At 72.2% G+C, this 25,406-nt stretch carries 22 protein-coding genes and 2 pseudogenes; 15 read left to right on the top strand and 9 right to left on the bottom strand.

All coding sequences use genetic code 11. From position 1 onward, the window contains the following. Positions 1-45 precede the first annotated feature (45 nt). From FM110_RS09830 to FM110_RS09845, 4 genes are all read left to right on the top strand, one after another. Complete coding sequence (locus FM110_RS09830) at positions 46-1,353, top strand: dicarboxylate/amino acid:cation symporter (protein ID WP_087104588.1); 1,308 nt, start codon at positions 46-48, stop codon at positions 1,351-1,353. Between the two features lie 80 nt (positions 1,354-1,433). Further along, positions 1,434-2,270: an SDR family oxidoreductase gene (locus FM110_RS09835; RefSeq protein ID WP_087104589.1), complete on the top strand. Its 837-nt coding sequence runs from the start codon at positions 1,434-1,436 to the stop codon at positions 2,268-2,270. A gap of 23 nt (positions 2,271-2,293) precedes the next feature. Next, on the top strand, positions 2,294-4,129 hold the full coding sequence (locus FM110_RS09840; protein ID WP_087104590.1) for an ABC transporter ATP-binding protein: 1,836 nt from the start codon (positions 2,294-2,296) through the stop codon (positions 4,127-4,129). Between the two features lie 345 nt (positions 4,130-4,474). Continuing rightward, the gene (locus tag FM110_RS09845; RefSeq protein WP_087104591.1) at positions 4,475-4,711 is read left to right on the top strand and encodes a hypothetical protein; all 237 of its coding nucleotides are present in this window, start codon (positions 4,475-4,477) and stop codon (positions 4,709-4,711) included. 185 nt (positions 4,712-4,896) lie between these two features. Here the strand turns inward: FM110_RS09845 and FM110_RS14930 are convergent, their stop codons facing one another. The 5 genes and pseudogenes from FM110_RS14930 to FM110_RS09870 all read right to left on the bottom strand — a co-directional run bounded on the left by FM110_RS14930 (position 4,897) and on the right by FM110_RS09870 (position 8,328). Further along, on the bottom strand, positions 4,897-5,208 hold the full coding sequence (locus FM110_RS14930; RefSeq protein WP_407641043.1) for a ferredoxin: 312 nt from the start codon (positions 5,206-5,208) through the stop codon (positions 4,897-4,899). Continuing rightward, positions 5,157-6,122 carry an NADH-ubiquinone oxidoreductase-F iron-sulfur binding region domain-containing protein gene (locus tag FM110_RS09855; RefSeq protein ID WP_087104592.1) on the bottom strand — a complete coding sequence of 322 codons (966 nt, stop codon included), beginning with the start codon at positions 6,120-6,122 and terminating at the stop codon, positions 5,157-5,159. The genes FM110_RS14930 and FM110_RS09855 overlap by 52 nt, the downstream gene beginning before the upstream one ends. Positions 6,123-6,150: 28 nt before the next feature. Next, positions 6,151-6,948 (bottom strand): annotated as a pseudogene (locus tag FM110_RS14935) (FAD:protein FMN transferase); the annotation flags it as partial. 89 nt (positions 6,949-7,037) lie between these two features. Continuing rightward, positions 7,038-7,592 (bottom strand): hypothetical protein, encoded by a 555-nt coding sequence (locus FM110_RS13880; RefSeq protein ID WP_143276360.1) that lies wholly within the window; start codon positions 7,590-7,592, stop codon positions 7,038-7,040. Between the two features lie 463 nt (positions 7,593-8,055). After that, positions 8,056-8,328 (bottom strand): 2Fe-2S iron-sulfur cluster-binding protein, encoded by a 273-nt coding sequence (locus FM110_RS09870; RefSeq protein ID WP_087104594.1) that lies wholly within the window; start codon positions 8,326-8,328, stop codon positions 8,056-8,058. A 440-nt stretch (positions 8,329-8,768) separates the two neighbouring features. Here FM110_RS09870 and FM110_RS09875 point away from each other — a divergent pair, with 440 nt between their 5' ends. Together FM110_RS09875 and FM110_RS09880 are read left to right on the top strand one after the other, a co-directional pair. Further along, positions 8,769-9,512 carry a response regulator transcription factor gene (locus FM110_RS09875; RefSeq protein ID WP_087104595.1) on the top strand — a complete coding sequence of 248 codons (744 nt, stop codon included), beginning with the start codon at positions 8,769-8,771 and terminating at the stop codon, positions 9,510-9,512. Further along, complete coding sequence (locus FM110_RS09880) at positions 9,509-11,026, top strand: sensor histidine kinase (protein WP_087104596.1); 1,518 nt, start codon at positions 9,509-9,511, stop codon at positions 11,024-11,026. Before FM110_RS09875 ends, FM110_RS09880 begins: the two co-directional genes overlap by 4 nt. A gap of 93 nt (positions 11,027-11,119) precedes the next feature. Here the strand turns inward: FM110_RS09880 and FM110_RS09885 are convergent, their stop codons facing one another. Both FM110_RS09885 and FM110_RS14865 read right to left on the bottom strand, forming a co-directional pair. Beyond that, entirely contained in the window at positions 11,120-11,857 is a 738-nt protein-coding gene (locus FM110_RS09885; RefSeq protein WP_087104597.1) for a LuxR C-terminal-related transcriptional regulator, read from the bottom strand. 29 nt (positions 11,858-11,886) lie between these two features. After that, positions 11,887-13,377 (bottom strand): annotated as a pseudogene (locus tag FM110_RS14865) (PspC domain-containing protein); the annotation flags it as partial. Here FM110_RS14865 and FM110_RS09895 point away from each other — a divergent pair. The 5 genes from FM110_RS09895 (at position 13,376) to FM110_RS09915 (ending at position 19,715) form a co-directional block, all read left to right on the top strand. Next, positions 13,376-14,959, top strand: a complete 1,584-nt coding sequence (locus FM110_RS09895) for a PspC domain-containing protein (protein ID WP_087104599.1) — start codon at positions 13,376-13,378, stop codon at positions 14,957-14,959. The pseudogene FM110_RS14865 and the gene FM110_RS09895 sit on opposite strands and share 2 nt — an antisense overlap. After that, positions 14,956-15,336 (top strand): hypothetical protein, encoded by a 381-nt coding sequence (locus FM110_RS09900; RefSeq protein WP_087104600.1) that lies wholly within the window; start codon positions 14,956-14,958, stop codon positions 15,334-15,336. Before FM110_RS09895 ends, FM110_RS09900 begins: the two co-directional genes overlap by 4 nt. A 175-nt stretch (positions 15,337-15,511) precedes the next feature. After that, positions 15,512-18,808: an isoleucine--tRNA ligase gene (gene ileS, locus FM110_RS09905; protein WP_087104601.1), complete on the top strand. Its 3,297-nt coding sequence runs from the start codon at positions 15,512-15,514 to the stop codon at positions 18,806-18,808. A gap of 453 nt (positions 18,809-19,261) precedes the next feature. Beyond that, complete coding sequence (locus FM110_RS14940; RefSeq protein ID WP_407641044.1) at positions 19,262-19,483, top strand: ribbon-helix-helix protein, CopG family; 222 nt, start codon at positions 19,262-19,264, stop codon at positions 19,481-19,483. Then, a complete protein-coding gene (locus tag FM110_RS09915; RefSeq protein ID WP_159458038.1) occupies positions 19,455-19,715 on the top strand; it encodes a hypothetical protein in 261 nt (86 codons plus the stop codon). The genes FM110_RS14940 and FM110_RS09915 overlap by 29 nt, the downstream gene beginning before the upstream one ends. 20 nt (positions 19,716-19,735) lie before the next feature. On the opposite strand, the gene FM110_RS09920 is transcribed toward FM110_RS09915, so the two are convergent. Continuing rightward, complete coding sequence (locus FM110_RS09920; protein WP_143276362.1) at positions 19,736-20,194, bottom strand: TetR family transcriptional regulator C-terminal domain-containing protein; 459 nt, start codon at positions 20,192-20,194, stop codon at positions 19,736-19,738. Between the two features lie 169 nt (positions 20,195-20,363). Here FM110_RS09920 and FM110_RS09925 point away from each other — a divergent pair, with 169 nt between their 5' ends. From FM110_RS09925 to FM110_RS09940, 4 genes are all read left to right on the top strand, one after another. Then, on the top strand, positions 20,364-20,687 hold the full coding sequence (locus FM110_RS09925) for a heavy-metal-associated domain-containing protein (protein ID WP_087104605.1): 324 nt from the start codon (positions 20,364-20,366) through the stop codon (positions 20,685-20,687). 47 nt (positions 20,688-20,734) lie between these two features. Continuing rightward, entirely contained in the window at positions 20,735-23,071 is a 2,337-nt protein-coding gene (locus FM110_RS09930; RefSeq protein ID WP_200810216.1) for a heavy metal translocating P-type ATPase, read from the top strand. Continuing rightward, positions 23,061-23,774 (top strand): response regulator transcription factor, encoded by a 714-nt coding sequence (locus tag FM110_RS09935; protein ID WP_087104607.1) that lies wholly within the window; start codon positions 23,061-23,063, stop codon positions 23,772-23,774. The genes FM110_RS09930 and FM110_RS09935 overlap by 11 nt, the downstream gene beginning before the upstream one ends. A gap of 67 nt (positions 23,775-23,841) precedes the next feature. Next, a complete protein-coding gene (locus FM110_RS09940; RefSeq protein ID WP_087104608.1) occupies positions 23,842-24,918 on the top strand; it encodes a sensor histidine kinase in 1,077 nt (358 codons plus the stop codon). A 26-nt stretch (positions 24,919-24,944) separates the two neighbouring features. Here the strand turns inward: FM110_RS09940 and FM110_RS09945 are convergent. Next, on the bottom strand, positions 24,945-25,406 hold a 462-nt coding region (locus FM110_RS09945), incomplete at its 5' end, for a cytochrome c biogenesis CcdA family protein (protein WP_234992217.1).

The raw sequence follows: 25,406 nt of genomic DNA on the forward strand, positions 1-25,406 counted from the left end.
ACCCCGCCCCCCGTCCGCGACCCTCCTCGACCCGAAGGATCCGCCATGAGCGATCACGAGTCCGCCGCGCCGTCGAGCGCCCCGTCCCCGACCCCAGCACCCGCCGCCGCGGCCTCCGGCCCCGCTGCGGGCGCACCCGCGCGCCGCCGCAGCCGCTTCGGCCTGCTCCCGCGCATCGGTCTGGCGATCGTGCTGGGCATCGGGCTCGGCCTCGTCATGCCCGAGGCCCTCGCCCGCGTGTTCACCACGTTCAACGCCGTCTTCTCCCAGTTCCTGGGCTTCCTGATCCCGCTCATCATCGTCGGGCTCGTCGCCCCCGCGATCGCCGAACTCGGCCGCGGGGCCGGGCGCCTGCTGGCGCTGACCGCGGGCGTCGCCTACGTCTCGACGATCCTGTGCGGGCTCTTCGCGCTCGGCGTCTCCTGGCTCGTGCTGCCGCGCCTGCTGGCCGGGCGCAGCGTCGGCGCCCTCGAGAACCCCGAGGACTCCGCGATCGCCCCGTACTTCGAGATCGAGATCCCGCCGGTCTTCGGCGTCATGACCGCCCTCGTCCTCGCGTTCTGCCTGGGCGTGGGGATGACGCTGGTCCAGCGGGGCGCGCTCCAGGAGTCCTTCGAGCAGCTGCGCACGATCGTCGTGCGCACCATCGAGGCGATCATCATCCCGCTGCTGCCGATCTACATCTTCGGCATGTTCGTGTCGCTCGCGATGAACGGGCAGATCTGGACCGTGATCGGCACCTTCGCCGCCGTCGTCCTCATCGTCTTCGCGATGACCGTGATCGTGCTGATCGCCCAGTACTGCGTGGCCGGCTGGGCCATCCGCCGCAACCCCCTGAAGATGCTGTGGGGCATGGCGCCCGCATACATGACGGCGCTCGGCACCAGCTCGTCGGCCGCGACCATCCCCGTCACCCTCGAGTGCACCCGCCGCAACGGCGTGCCGGACGCGGTCGCCTCCTTCGCGGTGCCGCTGTGCGCGACGATCCACCTGGCCGGCTCGACGCTGAAGATCACCACCTTCGCCTACGCCGTCATGCTCATCAGCGGCATGGAGGTCAGCATCCTGGCGATGATCGGCTTCGTCTTCATGCTCGGCATCGTCATGATCGCGGCGCCGGGCGTCCCGGGCGGCGCCATCATGGCCGCCGTGGGCGTCCTCTCCTCGATGCTCGGCTTCGGCGAGGCCGCCGTCGGCATCATGATCGCCTCGTACATCGCGATCGACTCCTTCGGCACCGCCACCAACGTGACGGGCGACGGGGCGATCGCCGCCATCGTCTCGCGCTTCGCCCGCGGCCACGTCTCGGGCGACCTCACTGCGCGGCACGTGGAGAGCATCGACGCCGTCTGAGGCCCGCCTGCCTGGTCGTCGAGACCCCCGGCCGATGAGCGCCCCGCTCGTCCGTCGGGGGTCTTGCGTACCCTGACGGCATGGCAGAGAACACCGCGCAGACCTCCGTCGCTCCCCAGCACGACAACGACCCCACCGCCGCGGCGACCCCCGCCGAGGGCCCGCTCACCGCGGTCGTCACCGGCGCCTCCTCCGGCATCGGCCGGGCGACCGCGGTGCGCCTCGCCGCCGACGGCTGGCGCGTGCTCGCCGTCGCCCGCCGCGAGGACCGCCTCGCCCAGCTCGCCGAGGAGATCGGCTGCGAGACCCTGGCGGTCGACGTCACCGAGGACCTCTCCGTCGCCTCCCTGGTCCAGCGCGTCGACGCCCTGTTCGACGGGCGGCTGAACGCCCTGGTCAACATCGCCGGCGGTGCGCTCGGCGTCGACCCCGTGGACGCCGCGGACCTCGAGCAGTGGCGCACCATGTACGAGACGAACGTGCTGGGCAGCGCGCGCGTCACCCGCGCCCTGCTGCCCGCGCTGCGCGCCTCCGGCCGCGGCGACGTGCTGCTGCTGACCTCGACCGCCGCCCAGGCCGCCTACGAGGGCGGGGCCGGCTACAACGCCGCGAAGGCCGGCGAGCACATGCTCGCCCGGGGCCTGCGCCTCGAGCTCAACGGGGAGCCGATCCGGGTCATCGAGATCGCCCCCGGCATGGTCCGCACCGAGGAGTTCTCCCTCGTGCGCCTGGGCGGGGACCGCGCGGCCGCGGACCGCGTCTACGAGGGCGTCGAGCAGCCGCTGACCGCGGAGGACTGCGCGGACGTCATCTCCTACGCCCTGAACGCCCCGCACCACGTCAACCTCGACCTCGTGACCATCCGTCCGCTCGCCCAGGCCGCGAACCACAAGGTCGCGCGGGGCAGGGGGCTGTGACCGCCGGGTCGATAGGGGCCGGCATGGCCGGTCACGGCATGGGCGCCCGGCGCCTGGACCCCGACGAGATGAAGCTGGCCCCGGGGCAGAAGGCCGATGTCCGTCGCGTCGTGCGGCTGTTCCGCCCCTACCGCGGGCGCGTCGCCCTCGTGCTGGTGCTCATCGCCCTGGGCGCCGCCTCGGGCGTCGTCTCCCCGTTCCTGGTCCGCGAGATCGTCGATGTCGCCCTGCCCGGACGGGACCTGGGCCTGCTGGCCTGGTGCGTCGGCGGCCTCGTGCTCGCCACCGCGATCGCCACGGCGCTCAACGTCAGCCAGTCGATGGTCTCCACCCGCGTGGGCCAGGCCGTCATGCACGACCTCCGGGTGGCCGTCTACGGGCACCTGCAGCGGATGGGCCTGGGGTTCTTCACCCGCACCCGCACCGGCGAGGTGCAATCGCGGATCTTCTCCGACATCGGCTCGATGCAGGCCGTCGTGACCTCGGTGATGACGCAGATCGTCTCGGCGCTCGCCGGGATCATCATGGCGCTGGTCGCGATGACCGCGATGGACTGGCGCCTCACCCTGTTCTCCTTCGTCGCGACCCCGCTGGCGGTGTGGATGAACCGCCGCGTGGGCAACCGCCGGCGCCGCATCGTCAAGGCCCGCCAGGAGAAGTCCGCGGACCTCGCCGCCGGGATCCAGGAGTCCCTGTCGGTCTCCGGGATCCTGCTGTCGACGACGATGGGCCGCACCCAGGCCCTCACCGACCGCTTCGCCGCCGACTCCCGGGAGCTCGCGGACCTCGAGGTCGCCTCCGAGACCGCGGGGCGCTGGAACATGGCCCTGTTCACGGCGCTGATGTCGATCATCCCGGCGCTCACCTACCTCCTGGGCGGATACCTCCTGGTGGGCGGGGACACCTCGATCACCATCGGCACCCTCGTCGCGTTCATCGCCCTGCAGTCCTCGCTCATGCCCCAGCTCAACGGCCTGCTGCGCGTCTCCAACCAGATCAGCGCGTCGCTGGCCCTGTTCACCCGCGTGTTCGAGTACATCGACGCGCCCGTCACGATCGCCGACAAGCCCGACGCGACGGTCCTCGACCCCCGCTCCGTGCGCGGCGACGTCCGCTTCGAGCAGGTGGACTTCGCCTACCCGGGATCCGAGGAGCTGACGCTCGCGGACGTGTCGCTGCTCGCGCCGGCCGGGAAGCACACGGCGCTGGTGGGCCACACCGGCTCCGGCAAGACCACCACCGCCTACCTCGTCGCGCGCCTCTACGACCCGACGGCGGGCGCGGTGACCCTGGACGGCCACGACCTGCGCGACGTCACGATGGAGGCGCTGGCCGCGTGCGTCGGCCTCGTGAGCCAGGAGACCTACCTCCTGCACGCCACGATCGCCGAGAACCTGCGCTTCGCCGCCCCGGGCGCGAGCGACGCCGAGCTGGTCGAGGCCTGCCGGATCGCGCAGATCCACGACCACATCGCCTCCCTCCCCGAGGGGTACGACACGATGGTGGGGGAGCGCGGCTACCGCTTCTCCGGCGGCGAGAAGCAGCGCATCGCCCTGGCCCGCACGATCCTCCGCGACCCGCCCGTGCTGCTGCTGGACGAGGCCACGAGCGCCCTCGACGTCCGCACCGAGCGGGCCATGAGCGACGCCCTGGAGACCCTGGGGCGCGGTCGGACCGTCATCTCGATCGCCCACCGCCTCTCGACCATCCGCAGCGCCGACCAGATCATCGTGATGCGCGGAGGTCGGATCATCGAGCGCGGCGGCTACGAGGAGCTGCTCGCGGCCGGCGGCGACTTCGCCGAGCTCGTCGCGCAGGACGAGACCTGGCAGGACGAGATCCGACAGGTCGAGATCTGACAGGTCGAGATCTGGCAGGACTGAGCGGCAGGCAGGCGGAGATCCGACACGCCTGAGCGGCAGGCAGGACGGGATCCGGCGGGACCGGGCGGCAGGCCGGCCCGAGCGGCCCGGACCGGCCTTGAGCCGCCCGGCATCCCGCCGCGACCTCGTCATCCCGGACCCCTCCCCAAGGCGGACCCCCTCCTTCCGTAGGGGGTCCCGGGGCCGATATCCGTCCCCGGGCAGGGACGCTTCATCCTCCGGGGGGATCCGCCCGGACCCTCTCCTAGGGCACTCTGGAGCCATCACCGAGAACCGCGACAGATCCCCCGCCGCGGCAGGGACCCGGGAGGGGAGACGGACATGACCACGGTCGAGGCCACCACGCTCAGCTCGCGCACCGTCGCGGGAGCGGCCGCGACCCGCCGCACGGAGGGGTCGCCCGCACTGTTCGCCGCGCTTCTGATCCTCGCGGCCGTCATCGTCGTCGCCGTCCTCATCGCCGGCCCCACGATCCCCGCCCTCGTGTCCGTTCCCGCCGCGCTCATCGCGCTCGCCCTCGTGGCGACCGGCTGGATCGTCGCCGGACCCCGCCTATGAGGGCGGGGGACGCCTGACCCCAGGGGGTGAGGTGCCGTCGGCGAGGTGGGGACCGCGTCGATGAGCAGACGACGGGGCGCCGCTCTGGGGAGCGCGGCGCCCCGTCGGCATGTCCGGGGGTGAATGCTCCGGCCGACCCTGTGGACCGGTGCGGCACGGCGGGTGCTCCGGCAGGTCGACTCGCGCTAGCTCCGCCGCAGACGCAGAGCGAGCGCCGGGCACAGATCGACGGCGCGACGGGCATCGGCCCGCTGCGCCGAGGTCCGCGGCTGCGCGGCGATGATCGGATAGCCCCAGTCGTCGAGCGCGATGAGCTCGGGGGCGAGGGCCGCGCAGATCCCGTGCCCTCGGCAGATCGTCGGGGCGAGGCTGAGGCGCGCGGTGCCCGCCGGGGCTTCGCGGGGCGCGTCGGTCGGGACCGGTGCGGGGTGATGGGGTGCTGCGGTTATCGGGCGTCTCCGATCAGAGCGGCGAGCGTGCCGTGCGAGCCTCCGCACGGCAGGCCCGCGAGGTGGCGGTCCAGGTGGTCGGCCGAGCAGATGGCCAGGGCGCTCGCGAGCGTCGCGACGGAGGCCGTCGGATGCGCGCAGCCTCCGCGCCCGGAGATCCGGGAGGAGCTGCGGCGCAGGCGGGCCAGCGCCTCGGCCCCGCCGGAGCCGTCCAGCAGCGATGCGAGGTCGGCCGTGAGCGACGGCAGCCCGAACGCGCACGGGCCGCACTGGCGCGCGGAGGCCCGATCGGCGAAGCGCAGGATCTCCAGCGTCTCGGCGAGCACGCAGGTGCCCTCCGGCATCACGACCAGGGCGCCAGTGCCGCGCTCGGCGCCCACCGAGCGCAGGGAGGCGCGCCCCCACGGCAGGGGCGACACCTCGGCGGCGCGCACCCACGTGCCGGTGGCACCGCCGGTCAGCACCGGACGGTCGGGCTCGAGGCCGATCGCCTCCGTCGTCCGTGCCGGTCCGCCGGCCCCGGCCGCGGCGAGCACGTCGCCGATGCGATCGGTGTCGCGCACCTCCAGAACCCCCGGGCGGGCCACGTCTCCCGAGACCGTGACCAGGGAGGTCCCGGTCTCGTCGCCGCGCGACGCCGCGGCCAGCGCCTGACCGCCGATCCGGGCGACGAGCCCGGTCAGCGCCGCCGTCTCCGCATTGGCCACCAGCATCGGCGGACGTCCCGGGCGGCGATCGGTCGCCCGCACCGCGGGGTCCGTCGGCAGGGCGGGGCCGCCGTGCAGGGCCGAACGGATCGCGCTGGACTGCGAGGAGACGTAGCGGGCGTCGACCTCGAGGATCTCGACACGGCGGGCATCGTCGCGCTCGGCGAGCGCCGCATCGAGCGCGACCGTGGCCGCACCGTGATGCAGGGCGATCACGAAGCCGATGCCGCTGCAGGTGCGCGGGGGCGTCCTCACCGAGCACGAGAGCGCAGGTCGCGGCGGTGTTCGCGTCCAGACAGGTGCCCGCGATGATGCTCGCCTCGGCCCACGGGGTGCGGGCGGGCACGCCCGTGCGCGGATCGATCACGTGGTGGGCGCGCGTGCCCGCGGCCCCGTCCCAGGCCCGCAGCCGGGTCGAGCTGGTCGCGATCGCTCCGTCGTGCAGAGCGATCTGCGCCCCGGGGGTGCCGACGGAGGCGCCGGCGATGTCCAGGATCCAGCCGCCGCGCGGTGCGGTGCCCGCGACGGCGATGTCGCCCCCGAGGTTCACGAGCACGCCCGCGCCGTCGGCCAGGGCGCTCAGGCGGGAGGCCAGCAGATCAGCCGTGCGCGCCTTCGCAGTCGCACCCAGATCCAGGAGCGTCCCGGCGGGGAGGTCGATGCGTCGGGAGTCGGCGTCGAGGACGACGTCGCTCCAGCGGACCCCGCGACGGGCCGGTGCCGCCTCGGCGGCGATCGGGGCGCCGGGGGCGCTGCCGTAGCCGCAGGCGACCTCCTCGGCTCCCAGGCACGGATCGACCATCCCCTCGGACAGGCGGTGCGCGCGGTCGGCGGCGACCAGGAGATCGGTCAGCAGCGGCGAGATCTGCGCCCGCACCCGCCCGTCGGCCTCCGGCTCGGCCCGGACGAGGGCGCTGACCTCGGAGTCCGGGCGGAAGCGGCTCGCAGCGCGGTCGACGTCGGCGAGCACGGCGTCGACGATGCCCTCGGCCTGCGCGGGGGCGCCGGCGGGCAGCAGGATCTCGACGCGGGTGGTCCAGGCGGTGCGGCGGATGGCGCGCAGGGGCACGTCACGGGTCATGGGGTCCTCCGAGGGCGGCAGATGGCGGCGGTGCGATGGGAGCGGGGGAGCGGCGAGGTGCGCGGCAGGCGACGCGCGTCGTCGGCCGCTCAGGACCCGCCGGAGGTCGAGTGGCTGCGCATGCCGTGGGAGCTCGTCCCCGTGCTCTGCGACGAGGTGGACGACGAGCTGGTGCCGGTCGAGGACGTGTCCGAGGACGCAGTGTCGGTCGAGGATGCAGTGTCGGAGCCGCTCGTATCGGTCGAGGTCGTGCCGTCGGTGGTCGACGTGGTGTCCGTCGAGGAGCTGTCCGAGGAGTCGTCAGCGGTGGCGGCGGGCATGGTCGCCTCCTGCTGCGGCTGGCTGTAGGAGTCGTCGGAGGAGGAACTGGTCGTGCCGTTCCCGCTGGTCGTGCCGGTGCCCGTCGACTCAGTGCTCGTCGTGTCCGTGCTCGTCGAGCCGGTGCCGGAGGAGCTCGTGGAGGCGGCGGCCTGCTGCTCCGATGTCGTCGAGGTCTCCGCTGCGCTCGCCGCGGACTCCTCGGAGCTGTGGAGGTACATCGCGCCGCCGATGCCGAGCGCGCCGACCGCCACGAGGGAGGCGGCGCCGGCGCTGACGGCGCGGGCGCGGGCGGACCCGGCGCGAGGGGTGGGGCTGTGATCCATGGGAACGGTCCCTCTCATCTCGGTGCTTCTCGTCTCGATGCGAGCACCCGGAGCGGGTGATGGCATGAGACTGCGGACCGTTCCTATGCGCCTGCTGTGCGCGTCGCGGGCTTCACCTAGGTGATCCGGCCGATGCCCGAGCGCGAGATCGACGAAACGAGCCGGATCCGGCCGCGGGACCGCGAAAACGAGCCAGGGAAGTGGCTCGTTTTCGCGGTCTCGGCGTGACGCAGCTGGGCGACGCGCGGCTGATGACGTCGGGGGACCGCGGCCGATGACGCGTGCGCCGCCCGAACCGTGCTTCCCGGTCCGCACTGCCGGCGCTGCTGGCACCGCGTCAGCTCGCCCCTGCACCGCCGTCCGCACAGCGCGAGGGGCGGCGGCACCGCAGTGCCGCCGCCCCTCAACGGTCCCAGGGTCCTGCGCCGTCGGCCCCTCAGGGGGCGGCGCGGTCACCCGCTGCTCAGACGTCGATCTCGATCTCGCCGATGCCGCGCGAGACGCACGTGGTCATCTGCGTCTCGTGCTCGTCCTCCATGAGGAACTCGTCGAGGTGCTCGACCTCACCGGAGACGAGGGGGACGACGCAGGTGCCGCACACCCCTCCCTCGCAGGAGTAGTCCATCGAGATCCCGGCGTCCAGCAGGGCCTGCAGGAGGGACTGGCCCTCCGCGACCTCGACCGTCACACCGGACTTCAGGCACTTGGCGGTGAACGGCTCGCCGAACATGGACATCGTGCTCCTTCTCGCGGGATCCGTCCGCTCGCGCCCCTCGGGGGAGCGGACGTGCGCGCTCGTCGTGAGCGGCCCGTCCAGGATGTCACGGGCGTGCGGGACCTTCGGCGTGATCCCCGCCTCAGCACGAAGCCTTCACACCCTGCGGCTCGCGCACCACTGCGCCTGGACACGCCCACCCCTGGGCAAGTCAACGCCTGCGCACCGCGTGGCCGGCGCACCGCGGGGACGTCGCGCCGTACGGCGAGCGCACCCCGCTCGGACGAGCCGGACAGGCAGGGCCCTCGGCACTGATCCGAGCGCCCGCCTGTGCATCCGCTGTGCCGCTCCCACGGCCTCGCTGAGCATCCCGCCCGCAGGCGCATCCGCCGTGCCCCGCGCCGTGGTCGCAGGGTTACGCTCGGCACCCGCACCCCGCGGCCACCGACCGAGGAGACCCGATGTCCGACCGCAGCGCCACCGTCCTCGCCTCGCTCCCGCACCTCGAGCACCCCGACGGCAGCCCCGTGAAGGTGCTCATCGTCGAGGACGAGGCGACGATCGCCGACCTCCTGCGCTTCCCCCTGCAGATGGTCGGCTGGGAGGCCCAGGTCAGCGGCGACGGCCTCGAGGCCGTGCGCGTCGCCCGCGAGATGCGCCCCGACGTGGTGGTCCTGGACCGCATGCTCCCCGGGATCGACGGCGTCGAGGTGCTGCGCCGCGTCCGTGCCCTGCAGCCGGACATCCCGGCCCTCATGCTCACCGCGATGGACGGCGCCGGCGACCGCATCGACGGGCTCGCCGCCGGGGCCGACGACTACGTGACCAAGCCCTTCACGATCGAGGAGGTGCTGCTGCGCCTGCACCGCCTCGTCCAGCGCTCCGGCGTTGTGGCCCAGGGCAGCAATGAGCTGGTCGTCGGGGACCTGGTGATGAACCTCGACACCCACGAGGTCACGCGCGGCGGGGACGCGGTGGCCCTGACCGCCACCCAGTACCAGCTGCTGCAGTACCTCATGGAGAACCCCAGCCGGGTGCTGTCCAAGGCGCAGATCCTCGACGCCGTGTGGAACTACGACTTCGGCGGCCAGGCCAACATCGTCGAGCTGTACATCTCCTACCTGCGCAAGCGCATCGACGTCGGGCGCGAGCCGATGATCCACACGGTCCGCGGCGCCGGCTACGTCCTCAAGCCCGCCGCATGACGCGCCTGCCCCTGCCGCGGCGGTCCCTGCGGACCACGCTCGTGGCGCTCCTGCTGGCGACCGTCGCCGTCATGTGCCTGGTCATCGGCGCCGTCACCCATGCCTCGGTGCGCGATCAGCTCTCGGCCGAGCTCGATGCCCAGCTCGCCCGCGCCGGCTCCCGCGCGATCCATCAGGTCCAGGACGGGGACGACGCGCAGACCACCGGGCCGGGGACGGGCCCCGGGGCGTCCGATGGCGGAACCGACGGCGGAACCGACGACAAATTCGAGGGCGCGGTGGACGGGCCCGGCGGTGGCGAGGGCGAGCTCATGGGCGTAGCCGTCGACGGCCAGCTCGCGGCGGCTTCGTGGCGCGATGCGAGCGGCCAGGTCCACGAGCTGTCCGCCGCGGACCGCGACCTGCTCGCCGCGGCCCTCGCCGGCGGCGACGCCGGGGACAGGGGCGGGCGCGACGTCGAGCTGTCGATCGGCGACTACCGCGTCGCCGCCTCCGCCGCGCCCGGCGGCGAGACGGTCATCAGCGGCCTCCCGCGCGGCCCGATGCAGTCGACGCTCGCCCGGCTGGACCTGACGCTGGCGCTCGCGAGCCTCGGCGCCCTCCTGGTCACCGGCATCGCGGGCTCGTTCATCGTGCGCCGCACGATGCGACCGCTCGAGGAGGTCGCGCGCATCGCCTCCGACGTCGCCGCGATGCCCCTGGAATCCGGGACCGTGACGCTCGCCGAGCGCGCACCGCCCGAGCGGGAGGGCACCGAGGTGGGCGAGGTCTCCCGGGCTCTGAACCACCTGCTCGACAACGTCGAGGGCGCGCTCACGACGCGCCAGCGCAGCGAGGAGCGGATGCGCCGCTTCATCGCCGATGCCTCCCACGAGCTGCGCACGCCGCTCACCTCGATCCGCGGCTACACGGAGATGCTGCGCCTGACCGAGGACCTCTCCGAGGACGGCAGCCGCAGCGTGAACCGCCTCGACGCGCAGTCTCGCCGCATGACCTCGCTGGTCGAGGACCTGCTGCTGCTCGCACGGCTGGACGACGGGGCCCCGCGGGCCGATGACGAGCTCGACCTCGGCGAGATCGTCGTCGAGTCCCTCCTGGACGCCCAGGTCACCGGCGGCGACCACACGTGGACGCTCGACGTGCCCGATGAGCCGGTCCTCGTGCGCGGCGACGCCCGCCAGCTGACCCAGGTGGTCGTGAACCTGCTGTCGAACGCGCGCAAGCACACCCCTGCCGGAACTTCCGTGGCCGCGCGCCTGCGGCTCGAGGGACGACGGGAGGCGGTCCTCGAGATCATCGACGACGGCCCCGGCATCCCCGCGGCCCTGCAGGAGGAGGTGTTCGGGCGCTTCACCCGCGCCGACGCCGCCCGCTCGGGCGGCGAGGGCACCTCGGGCCTCGGCCTGCCGATCGTGCGGGCGATCACCACGTCCCACGGCGGCTCGATCGAGCTGGACTCCCGCCCGGGACGGACCGCCTTCACCGTGCGCCTGCCGCTCGCCGCGACCGCCTGAGATCGAGCCGCGGCGAGGGGCCCGTGCACGGGGCGGCGGGTGCTGCGCCGCGCACGTCGCGGCAGGCGGACGGTGCCGCCTCGGGCAGCGCTGTCAGATCACCCGGCGGTCGCGGGCCCAGCGCGAGAGCTCGTAGCGGTTGGTCAGCTGCAGCTTGCGCAGCACCGAGGACACGTGGGTCTCGACGGTGCGGTCGGAGATGAACAGCGCCGATGCGGCCTCGCGGTACGTGTAGCCGCGGGCGATGAGCTTCATGACCTCCTGCTCGCGCGGGGAGAGCAGGTCCAGCTCGCTGGGGACCGGCGGCGCGCTCCCGCGGAAGGCGTCGAGGACGAAGCCGGCCAGGCGCGGGGAGAACACCGCGTCGCCGCCCGCGACGCGGTGGACCGCATCGACCACCTCGGGAGCCGTGATCGACTTGGTGACGTAGCCGCGGGCTCCGGCGCGGATCACGGCCAGGACGTCCTCCTCGGCGTCCGAGACCGACAGCCCCAGGCAACGGACCGGCGCGCCGGACGCCGTCGTGAGGTTCTGCGCCGTCTCGGCGACCTCCGCGCCGCCGCCGCCCCCGCCGCCGGGCAGGTGCACGTCCAGCAGCACGACGTCGGGCCGCAGGGCGGTGGCCTGCGCGATCGCATCGTCGACGTCGAGAGCGGTGCCGACCACCTCGATCCGCGGATCGGTGCGCGTGAGCTCCGCCGTGACGCCCTGGGCGAAGATCCGGTGGTCGTCGACCACCAGCACCCGCACCCGCGGGGCGGGGCCGGAGGCCGGTGCCGTCGCGGAGGCGGTGGCAGAGGCCGTGGCGGAGGCGAAATCGGAGGGGGCCATCGGGCGCTCCTGGCGGGGATGTCGAGGGTGAGGGCGATCTCGGTGCCGCCGCCCGGGGCGCGCAGCACGGCGGCGGTCCCGCCGGAGCGCTGCATGCGGCCGATGATCGACTCGCGCACCCCCAGACGGTCCTCCGGGATGTCGGACAGGTCGAAGCCGGGGCCGCGATCGCGGACGTAGGCCTCGAGGCGGTCCTCGGTGACGTCGACGAAGACGTCGACGCCCACGCGGCCGTGGCGGCAGGCGTTGGACGTGGCCTCGCGCAGGGCCTGCAGCAGCGGCCGCATCCACGGGGCCGAGGGGGCGTCGCCGACGACGACCACGTGCACGTCGACGCCGTGGGTGTCCTCCGCCTCCTCGCACAGGGCGATGACCGCGGTGCGGACGTCCGCGGACTGCTCGGGGTCGGTCGCGGCGTCGCGGTACAGCCAGCGGCGCAGCTCGCGCTCCTGGCGCCGCGCCAGGCGCCGCGCCTCCTCGGGGTCGGTGGTGGGCTTCTGCAGCACCGTCAGGGTCTGCAGCACCGAGTCGTGCAGGTGGGCGGTGAACTCGCTGCGCTGCTGGACCAGGGCGCGCTCCTCGGTCTCCTCCCGCATGCCCTGCCACAGGTGGCGCCCCCAGGGCACGAGGACGACTGCGAGAAGGGCGAGCACGGCGGTCGCGACCGCGAGCGCCACGAGCGCCGGGACCCAGCCGAACAGCAGCACGACCATCCACAGCGAGCCGAGGATCAGGAGGGTCAGGGCGGTGCCCAGCGCCGCAATGATCAGGCGCGGCATCGCCCGGATGCGTCCGCCCCAGCGCGCCCGGTCGACGGCCTCGAGCGGCAGGATGCCCAGGGCGATCCCCGCCGCGACGATCCCGGAGGCGGCGATCACGAGACTGCGGTACCCCTGCAGGAGTCCGGAGTAGGGGTCGCCGGCGCCGGTGAGGAGACCGCCGAGGGGCACGACGACCGCCGCGACCACCGAGGTCAGGCCGAGCCCGACGATCCCGGACAGGACGAGCCAGCGCGTCAGCTGCCGGGTGGGCACCTGGGCGGGTGCCGCGGAGGGGCGGCCGCGCACGTGGGAGCTCGAGGCCTCGAGGGCGGCCCGGCGCTCGGAGGCGCGGTCGCGGGGGAGGGAGACCCACAGGCCCAGGTATCCCAGGAGGAAGGGGGCGCTGACGCACAGCACCGCCAGGCCCAGCGGGCCGAAGAGCGACCAGGAGCCGAGCATCGGGATCGCTGGGATCACCAGGGAGGTGCCCAGGACGGTCGCGATCCGGACCGCTCGGACGGGGAGGCCGAGGGCGCGCGCCAGGGCGGCGCAGGACCCGGTCAGCACGCTCTCCTCGCGCCGACGCGTCCAGACGGACGCATCGGGGGCCAGGAGCAGGATCATTCCCCCATTGTGCCGTCGGGGCGGGGGCGGGCGCATCGGATCGGCCGTGCGGGCTCCCGTTTCCGGGACGAACCTGGGGAGGACGGGCTCCGGCGTGCATCGTCGGGGCCCGCGCGCAGGGCAGGATGGACCCATGAGCGATCCGTCCACCGCCCCCGGGGCGCCCGCGCCCGGCGCGGAGTCGAGCGGCGCGGTGCCGAGCGGCGCGGTGAGCACCGGGGCGCCGTCGGGCGGACCATCATCGAGCGGGACGGTGCCGAGCGGGACGGTCGGGACGGTGATGACCGGCGCGATCGGACAGCTCGGATCCGCGGGAGCGGACGCGGGATCGGAGGTGCTCCTCCTGCGCGCGCTCTCCCGGGCCCCCGGGACCGACGACGCGATCGGCACCGCTCTGCGCACGGGCGTGCTCCGGCGCCGCGGGCAGGGGCAGATCGCCGGCGTCTGCGCCGCCCTCGCCGTCGCCGGGGGGATCCCGGTGCGCCTGGTGCGCCTCGTCGCGCTCGGCACGCTCCTGCTGGGCATCGGCCTGCCCGGCTACCTCGTGCTCCTCCTCCTGCTGCCCCGGGAGAACGACGACGGCCCGGAGCACGTCGACCGCCCCCTCGACGCGATCGCGCGACTGCACCCGCGACGGGGCGATCTGCTCATCGGCCTGGCGATCATCCCGGCGGTGCTCCTCTCGATCTACTGGTTCGCCCTGGTGATGATCGTGTCCGGCTCGCCCTTCGTCGTGCTGGTGCCGGTCGTCGGTGCGGGCGTCGTGCTGCTGGCCTGGGCGGCCCGCCGTGCGCGGCGAGCGCGGCGGAGGTATGCCGTGGCGGCTTTCGCCCGGCGCGCCGGGATCCTCGAGGAGGATGAGCTCGAGGCCGTGATCGCGCGTCTGGTGCGGGAGGCGCCCGCCGCCTGGCTGCGTACCGATCCCGATGCCGCGGCCGTGCTGCGCGCTCGCAGCGCCCGGCGCCGTCCCCGCCGCTCCTCGTCGCGGGCCCTGTCCGCGCGGGCGTCGGTCGTGGCGGTCGGGGCGCTCCTGGCGGTCTGGACCGCGGTCTTCCTCACCATCTCCCTCATCCCCTCATGGGCGCCGGCGCTCTCCCAGGCGTCGGCGCTGCCGATCATCGGGGATCTCGGCGCGGGGGCGGCGGTCGCGGCCGCCGTGGCGGGGATGATCCTCGTGGCGCTGGGGATGCGCCGCCGCCACAGCGTGGTCATCGCCGCGTGCGGGCTGCTGGCCCTGGCCGTCTTCGGCACCAGCGTGGTGTGGGTGCGCATGACCGATGACCGCGGCACGACCCCGATCGTCGTCGCCTACCAGCAGTACGTCCCCAGCGAGACGTACTTCTGCCCCGAGGACCCGTCGAGCTGGAACCGACCCGTCGTCATCGACCTCTCGCAGCTGCGGGCCTCGACGACGGATCCCGTGGCCGCGACCGCCTCCTTCGGGGCGGGCGCCTCGGACGGCGGCGACGGCAGCGCAGGCGGCGGCGCGACCGCGGCCATGTGGATCTCCTGCACGCGGCCGGTCGGCGATGTCACGATCATCCTCCCGCCCGAGACCGATGCGCTCCCGATCGCCTCCACGCTGTCGACCCGCTGGGGGACGACCGAAGGCAATGCGCCCTCGTCGATGATCTCGTGGGACGAGGCCACGGTGGGCGTCAGGATCGACGGCGACCTCGGCATCGGGGACCTCCGCTTCGAGGAGGCACCGGCATGACCCGGCCCGACGACGGCGCGACCACGGCCGGGGGCGAGGCGGTGGACGACGCTGCTGCGGCACCGCCCGGCGGCCCGGCGGCGGCGCGCGAAGAGGGGCGCTCGCCGGTGATGATCGGCCTCGGCTCGTTCCTGGTGCTGGCCTCCGCGGCGCTCGTCCTGGTCCTCGTGGCGGGCGACAGCGCCCCGCTGTGGATGATCGGCGCCTGGTTCGTGCTCGCCCTCGCGCTCTCCCTCGTGATCGGCGGCACGGTCCCCGTCGCCCCCGGGCGCCGCGACCGCGACTATGATCGAGGCAACGGCACCGACCCGGCCATCACCGGCGAGCCGCGGGAAGAACAGGCCCTGCAGCCCCGACAGGCTCGGGGGCCCCAGTAGAACCCGCCGGGACCAGCCCGTCACAGCTGAGGAACGAGAGGAGCGCCCGCGCCGTGCGCGGATGCTCAACCGAGGTGGTACCGCGCCACCGGGCCGGCCTGCGCCGGCACGGGAGCGTCCTCGGGGCACAGACCGCCGCAGCCCCCGACCTCGATCCGCGCAGGAGTCCCCTCCCATGGCCTACCCCGTCAACGGCGCCCCGCTCGTCCCCTCCCCGGACCTGCCCGCCCTGGAGAACCGCATCCTCGAGCGCTGGCGCGCCGACGACACCTTCCGCGCCTCGATCGAGCGCCGTGAGGGTGCCGAGGAGTTCGTCTTCTACGACGGCCCGCCCTTCGCCAACGGCCTTCCGCACTACGGCCACCTGCTGACCGGCTTCGTCAAGGACGTCATCCCGCGCTTCCAGACGATGGACGGCAAGAAGGTCGACCGCGTCTTCGGCTGGGACACCCACGGCCTGCCCGCCGAGCTCGAGGCCATGCGCGAGCTGGGCCTTACCGAGAAGCACGAGATCGAGGAGATGGGCGTCAAGGCGTTCAACAACGCGGCGCGCTCCTCGGTGCTGAAGTACACGAAGGAGTGGGAGGAGTACGTCACCCGCCAGGCCCGCTGGGTCGACTTCGAGCACGGCTACCGCACGCTGGACCTGAGCTTCATGGAGTCCGTGCTGTGGGCGTTCAAGACCCTGTACGACAAGGATCGCGCCTACGAGGGCTACAAGGTCCTGCCGTACTGCTGGAACGACCAGACGCCGCTGTCCAGCCACGAGCTCCGCATGGACGACGACGTCTACCAGGACCGCCAGGACGCCTCCGTCGTCGTGACGTTCCCGCTTGTCGGCGAGAAGGCCGAGTCCCTCGGGCTCGTCGGCGTGAACGCTCTGGCCTGGACCACCACCCCGTGGACGCTGCCCACCAACTTCTCGCTCGCCGTCGGTCCCGACGTCGCCTACGTCGTCGTGCCCGCCGGTCCGCTCGGGACGGCCGACGGCGCCGCCGCGCACGAGCGCTCCTACCTGCTGGCCGAGGCGCTCGCGCCGTCCTTCGCCAAGGAGCTCGGCTACGAGACCCCCGAGGCGGTCCTCGAGGCGGCGGGGGAGCGCCGCATCGCCGGCTCCGAGCTCGAGCACGTCGCCTACGAGCCTTTGTGGAACGTCTACTCCGCCGACCGCGAGCGCTGGGGCCTGCAGAACGCGTGGATCATCACCGTCGCCGACTACGTGTCCACGGGCGACGGCACCGGCGTGGTCCACCAGGCCACCGCGTACGGCGAGGAGGACCAGAAGGTCAACGCCGAGTACGGAATCCCCGTCGTCGTCTCCGTCGACGAGGGCGCCTGCTTCCTCGAGATGTTCCGCGGCACCGCGCTCGACGAGATCGCCGGGCTGCAGGTGTTCGACGCCAACCGGCCCATCATCCGCAACCTCACGCGGATGTCCCGGCTTTTCCGCGAGTCCAGCTACGTGCACAGCTACCCGCACTGCTGGCGCTGCCGCAAGCCGCTGATCTACAAGGCCGTCTCCAGCTGGTTCATCAAGGTGGCCGATCAGCGCGAGCGCATGCTCGAGCTCAACGAGCAGATCACCTGGATGCCCGAGAACGTCCAGCACGGTCAGTTCGGCGCCTGGCTCGAGGGCGCCCGCGACTGGGCGATCTCCCGCAACCGCTACTGGGGCACCCCCATCCCGGTGTGGAAGTCCTCCGACCCCAACCACCCGCGCATCGAGGTCTACGGCTCCCTCGCCGAGCTCGAGGAGGCCTTCGGGACCCTCCCGCGGGACGAGAACGGCGAGGTCAACCTCCACCGGCCCTACATCGACGCTCTCACCCGGCCCAACCCCGACGACCCGACGGGCCGCTCGCAGATGGTCCGCGTCGAGGAGATCTTCGACGTCTGGTTCGACTCCGGGTCGATGCCCTTCGCGCAGGTCCACTACCCCTTCGGGAACACGGACTGGTTCGAGGGGCACAACCCGGCGGACTTCATCGTCGAGTACATCGGCCAGACCCGCGGCTGGTTCTACGTCATGCACGTGCTCTCGACCGCGCTGTTCGACCGTCCCGCGTTCTCCAGCGTGATCTGCCACGGCATCGTGCTGGGCGAGGACGGCAACAAGATGTCCAAGTCCCTGCGCAACTACCCGGACGTGCGGGAGATGTTCGATAAGTACGGGGCCGACGCGATGCGCTGGTTCCTCATGAGCTCGCCGATCCTGCGCGGCGGCAACCTCCTCGTGGACGAGCCGCGGATCCGCGATGCCGTCCGCCAGACCGTGCTGCCGCTATGGAACGTCTGGTACTTCCTGGCCCTGTACGCCAACGCGGCCGGGCCCAAGGACGCCGAGGGCCGCCCTGCCGGGTACGTGGGCGCCCAGCGCTTCGAGGCCGACGACGTCATGGACCGCTACCTGCTCTCGCGCACCGGCGTGCTCGTCACCGAGGTGCGCGAGCAGCTGCACGGCCTGGATATCGCGGGCGCCGCCGAGGCGATCAGCAAGCACCTCGAGATGCTCACCAACTGGTACGTGCGCCGCTCCCGCGAGCGCTTCTGGGAGGGCGACGAGCAGGCGATCGACGTGCTGTCGACCGTCCTGGAGACCACCCTGCGCCTGTGCGCGCCCCTGCTGCCGATGGTCTCCGAGGAGATCTGGACGCAGCTGACCGGCGGACGCTCCGTGCACCTGACCGACTGGCCCGACGCCTCGGCGTTCCCCGTCGACGAGGACCTCATGGTGGCGATGGAGGAGACCCGCGAGGTCGCCTCCGCCGGCAACGCGCTGCGCAAGAAGGAGGGCATCCGCGCCCGTCAGCCGCTGGCCGAGCTCACCGTGGTCCACTCCGACGTGGTGCGCCTGGAGCCGTTCGTCGGCGTGATCGCCGAGGAGCTCAACGTCAAGTCCGTGCACCTGCTGGACGTCGCGAGCGAGGAGGCCCAGGGGATGGGCGTCGAGCAGCGCCTGTCCGTCAACGCGCGCGCCGCCGGTCCCCGCCTGGGCAAGCAGGTCCAGCAGGCCATCAAGGGCGCCAAGAGCGGCGACTGGTCCGTGGCCGAGGACGGCACGGTGAGCGCGGGCGGGCTCGAGCTCGTCGAGGGCGAGTACGCCCTCGAGCTCGTCGCCGGGGACTCCGCCGCGACCGAGGGCCGCGCGATCGGCGTGCTCCGCGGCGGCGACTTCCTGGTCCTGGACACGACGCTCACGCCCGAGCTCGAGGCCGAGGGAACCGCGCGCGACGTGGTCCGCGCCATCCAGGCCGCGCGTCGCGAGGCCGGGCTCGATATCTCCGACCGGATCCGCCTGACCGTGGACGGGGACGAGGCCGTGGTCGCGGCCGTCGGCGCCCACCGCGAGCTCGTGGCCGGCGAGGTGCTCGCCATCGACGTGGCCGTCGGGCAGGCGCCCGCGGACGGTGCGTTCACGGCCGAGGAGAAGGTCGCGGGCGGCGTCGTGCGAGTGGGCGTGGCCAAGGCCTGACCGGCGGCGGGCCAGGGAGCGCTGGCGTTCCCCGGGCCCGCTTCCGCGGTGGCGCCCGGTCTGCTGGGGCGCCTGGTCTGCTGGGGCGCCTGGTCCGCTGGGGCGCCCGGTCTGCTGGGGCGCCTGGTCCGCTGGGGCTCCCAGCCCTGCGGCGGCGCTCTCCGCACCCCGCCGAGATCGAGGATTCCTGACGAAAGACCCGGGTAGTCGTCAGGAATCCTCGATCTCGGTGCAGGGGCGCAGGACGGGGAGCACCGTGGGCCACCCGCACCGTCGGCGGGCCCTCGGGCGCGAGATCGCCGACATGCTCCATTCCGGTGCGCGAGATCGACGGAATGAGCCGCCTGAGCGGTTCGTTCCGTCGATCTCGCGCCAGCGACTCCGCATCTCTCGCAGGGCATGCGTATGCATGTGCATGATGAGGACATGGCCACTCTTGAGCGACGCCTCCGGATGTTGCTCGACGCCGAGCGGATGGATCGCGTGACCCGCGAGGCCGAGAGATCGGGGCGGTCGGTGTCCGCTGTGATCCGTGGGGCTATCGACTTCGCGTACTCCGATGCGCAGGCCGATCATCGGAAGACCTCGACCCTCACCCCGACACCGACGCGCCGCCCCAGGTCGCACCACAGCTACACCCTCATCTGTGAAGAGCCACGTAAGCCAGCTCTATGAGGCCTGCCCCCAAGCCCCGCGAGCCCGCGAGGGCGCCCGGAACGTGCGCGGCGACGAGGGCCGCGCCCTGGCCTCGGCCTGCCGCGCCTTGGTCGATGACGGCGTCCCCATGCTCACTCTCGCCCGTGACCTAGGGCGAGGTGCCACCTGGGTCAACTTCATCCTGGAGTGCCACGATCTGCGACCTGCCCCGCATCCCATCAAGAGCACCGCCCGCCGCACGCGGGTCTGAGCGAGGCGGCGCCTGCCGGCTCACGCGGGCAGCATACGATCGAGGACCGCGATAGCCCAGTCGGGCGACCGCTGGTGATCGTGCATGACAACTTGACGGGCGAGTCGGTCGATCACGACGTGCAGCTGGTCCTGCTGTGCTTGTCCGCCGTCGGGCCCCATCGCGTCGAGAGCACGCCTGCAGGTCTCGCGCACCGCGTCATCGGCGAGCCGCCATGCCGCGCGCAGATCCGGGTTGTGCAGGCCCAATGCTCCTATGTAGAGCGTGGCGATCACTTCCTGCCGAGGTTGCGGGTTCAGCGGCAGCAGACCCCGGAGTGCGGCTCTGGCCCACTGTTGGCCACTCAGGTCCGCCGGCATAGCCGCGAGCCGCTGTCCCATCCGGTCGGTGACCTCACGCATCACCGCAGCCCGCACGGCGTCCTGCGACGAGAACAGCTCGTAGAGGGAGCTTGTCGGGATCTGCGCCTCAGCGGCCACGCGGCGCACTGTCAGGGTCGCACTCCCCCCCCTGAGCTATCAACCGCAGCGCCGCGGTGACCACAGCCCTCTCCCAACCTCCGGAGAACCCTTGCAATATACCCCCCGGGGGTATATATCTGGGGTGACGGAAGTTCTCCGCTGCTGTTCCTGATGCGAGGAGTACCGCATGATCCCCGAGGCTCGCCGACCCCTGCAGATGGCTTCGACCGGCTGTTCCTGTGGCGCTTCCCCCGTGACTGAGGACCGCGCCGTTGCTGAGGCGACCCCGGCATCCACGGCCGAGACCACGAGCTACCCGGTGCCGGGCATGACCTGCGGTCACTGTGCTGGCAGTGTGACCACGGCGATCAGCGCTGTCGAGGGAGTGGAGGACGTGCGGGTCGACCTGGTGCCCGGCGGGGTCTCCACCGTGACAGTGGTCGCAGCTGCCTCACCGGCCGCCGTTCGCGCCGCCATCACTGAGGCCGGCTACAACGTCGCCGACACCTGACCACCCCGCTAGCCACAGCCCCATCCGGGCCCCGAGGAAGGGACACCATGACCACTCCACACCACCACGGCACGGACCCACGCGGCCCCGCGGGCGCTCCGCCAGTCGGGGACCGTCATGGCGGTTACGACGCTGATCAGATGGCACACGAGGGACATGCCTCGCCGGCCGCCGCGCATACTGACCACGACAGCACCGGGCACGGCAATCACGACATGGAGGGTCACGATCCGCACGCCGGGCACGACATATCGGGGCACGGGGGCCATGCAGGTCATGGTGATCATGTGGGGATGTTCCGTCGGCTGTTCTGGATCATGCTCGTCCTGGCTGTCCCGACGGTCCTGCTGAACGGGATGTTCGCCGATCTGCTCGGCTACACGCTGCCGGGCGCGGCCTGGGTGCGGTGGGTCTCGCCGGTCCTGGGCACGGTCATGTACCTGTGGGGCGGGAAACCGTTCCTGATGGGCGCGGTCGAGGAGATCCGGGATCGCAAGCCCGGCATGATGCTCCTGATCGGGATGGCGATCACGGTCGCCTTCGTTTCCTCGCTCGGCGCCAGCCTTGGACTGCTCTCCCACGAGCTCGATTTCTGGTGGGAGCTCGCCCTCCTGATCGTGATCATGCTGCTGGGCCACTGGCTCGAGATGCGCTCCCTCGCGCAGACCTCCTCCGCGCTGGATTCCCTGGCCGCGCTCCTGCCCGACCAGGCCGAGAAGATCGAGGGCGAGGACATCGTCGCCGTCTCCCCGGCCGAGCTGCAGCTCGGAGACGTCGTGATCGTGCGACCCGGTGGCCGGGTCCCGGCCGACGGGGAAGTCGTCGAGGGTGGCGCAGACGTCGACGAGTCGATGATCACCGGTGAGTCCAGCCCCGTGCGTCGCGAGATCGGTGATCAGGTCGTCGCCGGCACGGTGGCCACGGACAACGCGCTGCGCGTGCGCGTCACCGCTATCGGCGAGGACACCGCCCTGTCCGGCATCCAGCGCCTGGTCGCCAACGCCCAATCCTCCACGACCCGGGCCCAGCTGCTCGCGGACAGAGCCGCCGGCTGGCTGTTCTGGTACGCGCTGATCGCGGCGATCGTCACCGCGATCGTGTGGACGGTTGTCGGGGTGCCCGAGAGTGCGCTGGTCCGCGCGATCACCGTTCTGGTCATCGCCTGCCCTCATGCGCTGGGTCTGGCGATCCCGCTGGTGGTGTCCATCTCGACCGAGCGGGCCGCGCAGGGCGGCGTCCTGGTCAAGGAGCGTGCCGCCCTGGAGCGGATGCGCACCATCGACACCGTCCTGTTCGACAAGACGGGCACGCTGACCAAGGGCGAGCCCGCCCTGAACCACGTCACCACCGTCGGCACCCTGGGCGAGGACGAGCTGCTGGCGCTGGCCGCCGCTGCCGAAGCCGACAGCGAGCACCCCCTCGCCCGGGCGATCACCGCCGCCGCCGACGACCGCAGGCTCGACGTCCCGCGTGCCACCGCGTTCCAGTCCACCACCGCGGTCGGCGTCAGCGCGACCGTGGACGGGCGCACCGTCCAGGTCGGCGGACCCCACCTGCTGGCCGAGCACGGTCACCAGCCGCTGCCGGCGACCGGGTCGTGGTCGGCCGACGGAGCGATCGTCCTCCACGTCCTGGTCGATGGGCAGATCGCGGGTGGGATCGGCTTGGCCGATGAGGTCCGTCAGGAATCCCGTGAGGCCGTCGACGCCCTGCATGAGCTGGGAATCCGCGTCGTCATGATCACGGGCGATGCCCAGCCCGTTGCCCGCGCCGTGGCCGGCGAGCTCGGTATCGACCAGGTCTTCGCCCAGGTGCGCCCGGAGCACAAGAGCGAGAAGGTCCTCGAGCTCCAGCGCGACGGACGAGCCGTGGCGATGGTCGGCGACGGCGTCAACGATGCCCCCGCCCTCGCGCAGGCCGACGTCGGCATCGCGATCGGTGCCGGCACCGACGTCGCGATCGCCTCCGCCGGCGTGATCCTGGCCTCCGACGATCCCCGCTCGGTGCTCTCGGTGATCCAGCTCTCCCGTGCCAGTTACCGCAAGATGAAGCAGAACCTGTGGTGGGCTGCCGGGTACAACATCGCCGCCGTTCCGCTGGCCGCCGGTGTCCTGGCGCCGATCGGGTTCGTGCTGCCCATGTCGGTCGGCGCGATCCTGATGTCGTTGTCCACTGTCGTTGTGGCGTTGAATGCGCAGATGCTGCGCCGACTGGATCTGACCCCTGCCAAGAGCGCGGCGCGCCTGGCCGGCCGCGAGAGCTCGACCTCGGTGTCGACGACCCAGTCTTCGAGCCGCGCGGGCTCGGCCAGCTCCCGGTCGGACTCGAGCAGGACCTCCACGGCGCCCAGGAACGGAGATCAGACTGGAGCCCATGAGGAGTGAATCGGCTCGAGCTGCAGCGACGGTTCTTGTTGTCGAAGACGAGGTCGCGCTCTCGGACGTCGTGCAGGCATACCTCGAAAAGGCCGGCTACGCCACGGGGACCGCGCGAAGCGGTCCGGAGGCGGTGGAGGTAGCCCGCGCCTTGTCACCGGACGTGATCATCCTCGATCTCGGCCTGCCTGGCCTTGATGGCTTGGAGGTGATGAGGAGGATCCGCGCCTTCTCCGACTGCTACGTGCTGATCACGACGGCGCGGTCAGAGGAGGTTGATCGCCTGGTGGGCCTGTCGGTGGGTGCGGATGACTACCTCACGAAGCCGTTCAGCGTGCGTGAACTTGTCGCCCGGGTCCAGGCCGTGCTGCGGCGGCCCCGCGCCGAGCCCGGGACCGCTCCTTCGGGCACGGTGCGCGCATTCGGAGAGCTTGAGATCGATACGGCCGCCCAGGAGGTGCGGCTCGCTGGCCAACCAGTCCCGCTGACCCCCACCGAGAGGGGACTGCTTATGACCCTGGCCCGTCGGCCGGGCCAGGTCTTCAGCCGCCACCAGCTGATGGAAGCCGTCTGGGGTGGTTCCTGGATCGGAGATGACCATCTCGTTGATGTGCATATTGCCAACCTGCGACGAAAACTGGACGAGACAGCGGGTTCGGCACGGTATGTCACCACGGTCCGCGGTATCGGGTACCGGATGGGGAAGGGGTGAGGGCGTGACTGATCCCCGCTCATCGGCCAGAACGATCCGCCCCGGCACGAGCCTCGCCTCACGTTTGATGATCGGCCAGCTCATCGTGCTGTGTGCCGGCGCCGTCAGCATCACCGCTCTGACGGTGATGATCGGACCCGCCGTCTTCCACTATCACCTGCTCCAGACTGCTCTTCCGGTGGGCAGCGCTGAGATTCTGCATATCGAGCGCGCCTACCGTGACGCTCTCGCCCTCGCCCTGGGGGTCGGACTGGTGGTCTCCCTCCTAGCGGCAGGCCTGGTCACCTGGAGACTGGCGCGACGACTCCGGCAGACGCTCCACCGCCTCACCCTGGCCGTGGACGAACTCTCCCGAGGCCACTACTCCACTCGGGTGCCCGCCCTCGGCGCGGGAACCGAGCTGGACTCTCTGGCCGCCACGCTCAACGACATGGCTGCACGCCTAGATGCCGTCGAAGAGAATCGCCGCCGGCTGCTCTCTGACCTCGCCCACGAGCTACGTACTCCCATTGCTACTCTCTCGGCACATCACGAGGCGATGGCTGATGGTGTCATCGAGCCGGAGGCGGCCAAGCCCATCCTCGCCGGTCAGACCGTACGCCTGTCCCGGCTGGCCGACGACATCAGCGAGGTGTCCCGTGCCGAAGAGGGACAGCTCCCGGTGGAGCTGCGGCCAACGTCGGTCCGCGACCTGCTGGACTCAACACTCCAGGAATGGGAGGAGAGGTTCGAGGCAGCGGGTGTGGCATTGCGACGAGGTTTCGTTATGCGCCGATCACCGATCATTCACGCCGACCCGGACCGCCTCGCCCAGGTACTCGGAAACCTCCTGAGCAATGCCCTGCGGCACACCTCGCCCGGAGGCACCGTCACGCTTTCGGCCACGATGGAGGGCGGCACCGTGGTGATCTCTGTGGCGGACGACGGCGAGGGTTTCACCGCCGAGGACCGGTCACGCCTGTTCGAACGTTTCTTCCGCGCCGACAGCGCTCGCACCCGTGAGGACTCCGGGTCAGGTATCGGTCTGACGATCAGCCGCGCCCTGGTCGATGCGCACGGTGGAACCATGTCCGCAGCCAGTGAGGGGCCCGGACAGGGAGCCACCTTCACCATCCGGCTTCCCCGAGCGCCCGCTGACCGCTGAGCCCGCCGCGCACGGAGGGCCGCCCCTTAGACGATCCTGGTGAAGTTACCGACTCGTACCTGCAGCAATGCCATCCACTGCTCCCACACCCCGGAGACCAACAACAGCCCGATGGTGATCAGGACGGACCCGCCGACGACCTGCAGCGTGCGGCGATGCCGGGACAGCACTCTGGAGATGCCCAGGGCTCGCCGGAACACGAGGGCGAAGAGGATGAACGGGATCCCGAGCCCGATCGCGTAACCGAAGGCGAGGAGGGCGCCGCGGCTGGCAGAAGCCTCCCCGAGGCTGAGCGCCGCGACCGCGGCGAACGTCGGGCCGATGCACGGGGTCCAGGAGAAGCCGAACGTGATCCAAAGCAAAGGTGCGCCGGCGAGTCCGGCATCAGGGCGCTTCCGGATCCGTTTCTCACCCGAGAGACGGGGGAAGTGAAGCGCCCTGGGTTTCGTTCCGAGGTCAGGACGCAACGGGCGCTGAATCCTGATCGT

The organism is Brachybacterium nesterenkovii (genome assembly GCF_900163655.1).
In the GTDB taxonomy this organism is placed as follows: Bacteria; Actinomycetota; Actinomycetes; order Actinomycetales; family Dermabacteraceae; genus Brachybacterium; species Brachybacterium nesterenkovii.